We start from the raw sequence: 5799 nt of genomic DNA, 5'->3' as shown, positions 1-5799 counted from the left end.
TCGTCCCCCTCGCGTACGCTGAGACTACTGGTCCCGCAGGGGACTGGGATCATCAGGCCGTGCCGACCCATTTTTTTATCCCGCTCCGTGGAGCGGGATTTTTTATTGGCATCTTGCAGCTACTTTCTTCAATATAGAATGGGAATCATCTTGAGATACGTCGCCACTGAATATTCTGAGTGCCGAAGACGATTTGACATCACTTCATGAATATCTCGGTCACCAGAGCGGAGCGGTTCTCTTCGACGTGAGGACTACTGCAGCGAGGCAGACTCATGGTGTTGTGGTCACACCCCAGAACCTCCAACCAGCATTGATCAACATCAGTGCACCGATCCATGATCAAAAAGTTAGCGGTAATAAATGTCTATTTCGCTGACCGTATATAGCGAGCGCGGAAACGGGTAAACACCGTGTTTGGCCATTTGTGACTATGGCATTTTGAAAAGGTCTTTCGTATGGATGATTCCAAGATCATTAAGGACGATCATGAATTGGGTTGCAGAACAGTTTGGTCCCACTCCCTAGCCGGTCTGTGGCGGATCGCAGTTGAAGGTTAGGAAATTTTTCGTTGGTAAACGCGCAGGGTGAACATTTATGACACCCGACAAATGTCTACACCCCACGCGAGCGCCATAGCCAGCAGACTGTCTCGCAAATAAGGATGGTATGGAATTGGGTTGGTGAACACGCGTACGGCCATCGGCATGGACCTGATGGGTACGAATGTCGGACCCGCGATAGGCAGATTAACAAATAGCACAATACGCACACGCCGTCCGCCGATCTTGCGGATAGCGCGACAGTCGCCGCAGTCCAGGAAGCCTAACGCAAATACCGTGAGGATTCTCGACACGGTAACCCATGCCAAGATCGCTGCCATGGAGCGAAGACCTATAATTCCATGCCAATGATGATGCCCACTGAGGGCAACCCATGGCCCCACAGCAGGGTGGATTGGCTATGGGCATCGAGAGGAGCCTCGCGAAGAGGCCCTGCTGCATCGCCATAAAGAGGCTCAGTATAGGAATCCCGATTGCAATGGCAATTCGCATAAAGCCTGGCAAGAGATTATTGACCCAGTTGGCGGACCCGATGGCGCCGGCGAAGACATGATTGACACAGTAGCAAAGGGGCCGTGGGCATCAGGGCGACCGTGATGACAGGATCCACAGGCTGCGGGTGACGTGGCTCATCGAACGTCTACACATGACGCCTAGGTGGTTGAAATGGTTCTTTTGCACGAGGGCGAGGAAGATTTGGTCTAATGTCGGTTGCTTTTGTACATACTCCACTGGCAATGCGCACTCGGTCATCGTGTTCAGTTCCCTATATTATCGTTACTTTTGACAAATCGACCACCCATAAGGCTTTTAATCCCGCATAAGTCACCTTATCCATCATCGCGCCGTCAAATGAGACCGTTTTGAACTCCCGGTACGACTTATTGGTCACGGAGAAGGGAATACGAAACGATACGTTGCGGAGCGTCGCTCCCTTAAATAGTGCATTGTTCAGTACGGATCGGTCAAAATTGACTCCGATAAACGTCTGTCCGCTAAAATGCATCCCGCGCATATCGCACAGCGTGAAGTCTACACCGTTGAAGAGACAGTGCTCAAAGATGGTACCCGTAAGGACGATCTTGCTCAGCCTGACCTCGGTGAGCTTCGCTTCCATGAATTTTGCGCCATGGAGGCTCGATACGTTCACGGTGGTGCGGGCTAGGACCGACCGGTGGAAGTTTGCATCCTTGAGACTGGTGGCGTCAAAGGTACAGTCGGTGAGATAAGTCCCATCGAAGTTGGATTCACGCACGTCGCTGGCGCGAAAGAGGCAATCAGTCAAGTTGGCGCCTTTAAAGTTTACACCGCGCATCGCGCTGGCCTTGAACTGAGCTTCGTGTAGGGCTACGCCAGAGAAGTCAGTTCCCTGCAGACGGGCGGCACTGAGACTAATTTGCACCTGCCGTTCCAGCGATCGTGCGTAATTGGCGACCTCGTGGACGGTTTGATTGATGTCACCGATGCTGTTCAGAGTTATTTCCAGAGCGGTGTCATCGTCTTTTCCGGCCCCTTGGAGTTCATGGAATCGTTCTTCTAAATCGGTCAGTATGTCTGCCTTTAGTTCGGTTACGCTTTTAATCCCCTCATACGGGGAAAACAGTTCATTCACATAGGTGGTCAGTTTCTCGTTGCTCATAATTCATCCTCCTCACAATAAGGTGTCGAGGACACGCTTTGCATCGTCCCAATTGCGTTTATTGCGGGCGTATGTGGCTCGACCTTTGTCGGTAATCCGGAAATATTTGCGTCGTCCACCCTGCGACTCATCGCCCCAGTACCAGACGATGTCTCCATCTGCTTCGAGCCGGCGGACGCTCGAATACATCGTCGCTTCCTTCAACTCATACTGGCCCAGAGAGCGCTCGGCCAGTAGCTTGACCATTTCGTAGCCATAGCGATCCGCCTCGGTCAGAAGTCTCAAAATCATCGTATCCGTATGCCCTCTGAGCAGGTCGGATGTAATTTTGCGCTCCATAAGTACCACCTCACCTATATTATAATTGATCATAGTACTATTATAGTCAAGGTAATGTGTCAAAGTAGTTTAATGACAATTCGTGTACCAGATGACTCCGTTTGTTGGATAAAGGTACCAGACAGCACTTGAGTATGGCCTTGCAGGCTCTAAAGAGACGGCTTTAGAGCGTGGTGGAGGAACGACGACACCCATGACCGCGGGTTTGAAGAGGACACGTCAAGCGCTGACCAGACATGAAAAGGCCCTTAAGCGATTGCTTCCTCCACTCTCGATGAACGGCCTCATCAATCTCGTTCACAAGCGTCATGCCGAGTTCAAAAGAATTTCCTAGAGAATGATGGCTTGCGCTTAAGGACATTTTTTACCACACGACAGTGCTGTCCATTGAGAACACGCTATAATTTCCGTATATCGCGCAGAGCAGACGAGAGTAATCGTCGACTAGAGTGAATGAAAGGAGTTTGAGTTAGAAACAAAGGAACGAATACCGATAAAATACAAATTCCCAAATTATATCCATAGATCATAAGATAAGGCAGGTTATAGGGGAACGTACTAGCTTCGTGATAGTGGTGCATGTGTGGACCACTTAGTCTTTCGATCTAATCGTACATGTCCGCCATGCTCTGGCTTTACTTTTCTTATGAAGTACGATTATTTAAAACAGGTTTGTCGTTTCGTCACTTTACCGTTAATCTAATATGGACTGGAAAATTACCCAGCAAGCTACCAAACTACCTCACCCTTTGTGCCTCATGTCTTGGCACAAAACGGCGAATAATCTATATGAAAGGTACGGGGAGGTCAGGGTATGGCGATCCATAAGACCGATCAAGGTTGGCAGTTAGATGCCGATATCAGGGGCATTGCTATCGATTCTCGGTTGGTCAAGCCGGGGTATGTTTTCGTGGCCATATGTGGGGCCCACTCGGATGGGCATGATTTTATTCAAGATGCGATTGCTCGGGGAGCGGTAGCGATCATTGGCGAGAACAGCCCGGAATGTCTGGAAGTACCTTACTTTCAGGTGTCTTCCAGTCGACAAGCTGCCGCAGAAATTTCGGCGGAACTTTATGATCATCCGTCAGAGAAGCTTAATGCGGTGGGGGTTACCGGAACGAACGGGAAAACGTCCGTCGTCTATTGGTTGAGTGCTATTATTCGCGGGGCACAAGCTTCTTGCGGGATGATATCGAGTGTGGTGAATGATACTGGGGATGGTCTGACGGAGTCGGTGTTGACCACACCAGAGAGTCCCGACTTGCAAAGGTATTTGGCTGACATGGTCAAAAATGGGGTCGGATACGCAGTGATCGAGGTGTCGTCTCATGGGATTGCTCAACACCGAGTCGATCAACTCGCCTTGGATTTGGCCATATTGACCAATATTACACGGGAACATTTGGATTTTCATGGAACTATGCAAGCCTATGTCGCGACGAAATCTCTCCTCTTCGAGAGGCTTGACCGTCAATCGCTGGGGGCGGTCTTAAATGCTGATGACAGCTACAGTAACTACGTACGTGAACGAGTCGACTGTCCTATCCTCACCTTTGGGATCCATGATGGCGATGTGAAAGCCACCATATTGGGATCGACGCCGTGGACGTCCGAGGTACGTTTACAACATAAGGACTTTACCATTACAGCGGAGTTGAATCATCCGGGCACATATAATGTTTATAATCTTGCGGCAGTAGTCGCGGCGGCCTATCGATTAGGAATCGATCCGCAAGTCATGGAAGCTTTAATTCCTCATTTGCCGGAGGTTCCTGGTCGCATGCAGGTTATTGACCAACCCGGTAATCCAACCGTGGTCATAGACTATGCCCATACACCGGATGGACTTACTCAATCACTAAAGACCGTGCGAAATATGGTTTCAGGGGAAGTGTGGTTGGTATTCGGGGCCCGGGGCGGCCGTGACCGGGGCAAACGACCGGAAATGGGGCACGTGGCTGCGATTTATGCAGATCATGTGATTTTGACCACCGATAGTCCTAACGACGAAGATCCTTTTGAGATCGCGAAGGAGCTGCAAATAGGTATTCAGGGTGTGGATGCAGCGAAGTTAGAAAATATTGTACTATCTCGTGAAGAAGCCATTCGTCTGGCCGTAAGCCGCGCATCGGAGCGAGATTGTGTTGTCATCACGGGTCGCGGGCCGGAAGCCTACCAATATTTTCATGGTCAGCGTGTTCGGTTAAAAGATGCAGAGGTCGCAATGACCGTCTTGGGGCTGCCGTTTCCTACGGAAGGGGTTGATGGCGTCGGCATCCATTAGCGTAATTATTCCGGCGTACAACGCGGCTAATACTGTGGTGGAGGCTATCGAGTCGGTTCTAGTGCAAACCTATTCCGTCACAGAGATCATAGTGGTTGACGACGGTTCGACCGATCAAACGGCGGACGTGGTGGCAAAGACTTTTCCTTCGGTGAGGTTAGAAAGTGGACCAAACCGCGGGCCGTCGGGAGCGCGGAATCACGGAATTTCGGTGGCTAAGGGAGAATGGATTGCGTTTTTAGATGCGGATGATACCTGGCATCCTGACAAGTTAGCACTGCAAATGGCCGTAGCGAGGGACGGGGTGGAGTTAATTGCCTCCGATTGGATTCGAGGGAAGGTGTTCACGCCTTGTCCTCGACCCATTCGAGAGACGCATTTAGCATATCGTGATCTCTTAGTGATGAATCAATTTCAAACGTCAACGGTATTAATGACTGAACGTTTGGTACGCACCCTTAACGGATTTGATGCTAATGTTGACGGAGCTGAGGACTGGGATTTTTGGCTACGTGCTTCACGCCATACCGGCATCGTGAAAGTGGATTGGCCCTTGGTCCAGTATCGGGACGTGGCGACCGGATACAGTAAAGATGTGTGGCGTGTCTATTGTACAATGCAGCCCATGCTTGATAAGCATCGGGGAACGGATGCGATTTCCTCACGAGAGTTTTCGATATTGGAAGCATGGCATCATTTGAGGTTCTGGGTGGCTTTTTATTTAGCTCACGATTCGGGACATGCCCGCGCAGCTTGGCATAATGCTCTGCAAAAACGACTGCGGAGGTTTGTGCCTAAAGCCAGCACGACCTATTTATTGCCGTTTTTATGGCGACGCGTGCGTCATCGAGGACACTAATCGTCAACCGTTAGTGAGCTTTTTGCGTTGTGCTAAAGACCGCATTCTGATTGGGGTTGAAGCTTGGGCTGAAAAACTTTACCCCAATCGTGCACGGAATCATGCGCCTTGT

Annotated in this window: 4 protein-coding genes; 2 read left to right on the top strand and 2 right to left on the bottom strand. The window is 50.3% G+C overall.

What is annotated here, in order from left to right:
- Positions 1–1329 precede the first annotated feature (1329 nt).
- Together ACOJWD_RS01205 and ACOJWD_RS01200 are read right to left on the bottom strand one after the other, a co-directional pair.
- Entirely contained in the window at positions 1330–2202 is an 873-nt protein-coding gene (locus ACOJWD_RS01205; protein ID WP_486991396.1) for a pentapeptide repeat-containing protein, read from the bottom strand.
- Positions 2203–2214: 12 nt separating this feature from the next.
- Positions 2215–2541, bottom strand: a complete 327-nt coding sequence (locus ACOJWD_RS01200) for a PadR family transcriptional regulator (protein WP_486991395.1) — start codon at positions 2539–2541, stop codon at positions 2215–2217.
- Between the two features lie 814 nt (positions 2542–3355).
- Between ACOJWD_RS01200 and ACOJWD_RS01195 the strand changes: the two genes are divergently transcribed.
- Positions 3356–4828, top strand: a complete 1473-nt coding sequence (locus tag ACOJWD_RS01195; RefSeq protein ID WP_486991394.1) for a UDP-N-acetylmuramoyl-L-alanyl-D-glutamate--2,6-diaminopimelate ligase — start codon at positions 3356–3358, stop codon at positions 4826–4828.
- Positions 4809–5687 carry a glycosyltransferase family 2 protein gene (locus ACOJWD_RS01190; protein WP_486991393.1) on the top strand — a complete coding sequence of 293 codons (879 nt, stop codon included), beginning with the start codon at positions 4809–4811 and terminating at the stop codon, positions 5685–5687. The genes ACOJWD_RS01195 and ACOJWD_RS01190 overlap by 20 nt, the downstream gene beginning before the upstream one ends.
- The last annotated feature ends 112 nt before the right edge of the window (positions 5688–5799 follow it).

The organism is Sulfobacillus sp. TH-112 (assembly GCF_057473405.1).
The sequence above is the reverse complement of the archived record's forward strand: the minus strand, read 5'-3'. Positions and strand labels throughout refer to the sequence as shown.

Excerpts from the sequence above, each read along its gene's own strand:
- ACOJWD_RS01205 (WP_486991396.1), bottom strand. The coding sequence starts at position 2,202 with ATGAGCAACGAGAAACTGACCACCTATGTGAATGAACTGTTTTCCCCG.
- ACOJWD_RS01190 (WP_486991393.1), top strand. The coding sequence starts at position 4,809 with ATGGCGTCGGCATCCATTAGCGTAATTATTCCGGCGTACAACGCGGCT.
- ACOJWD_RS01200 (WP_486991395.1), bottom strand. The coding sequence starts at position 2,541 with ATGGAGCGCAAAATTACATCCGACCTGCTCAGAGGGCATACGGATACG.
- ACOJWD_RS01195 (WP_486991394.1), top strand. The coding sequence starts at position 3,356 with ATGGCGATCCATAAGACCGATCAAGGTTGGCAGTTAGATGCCGATATC.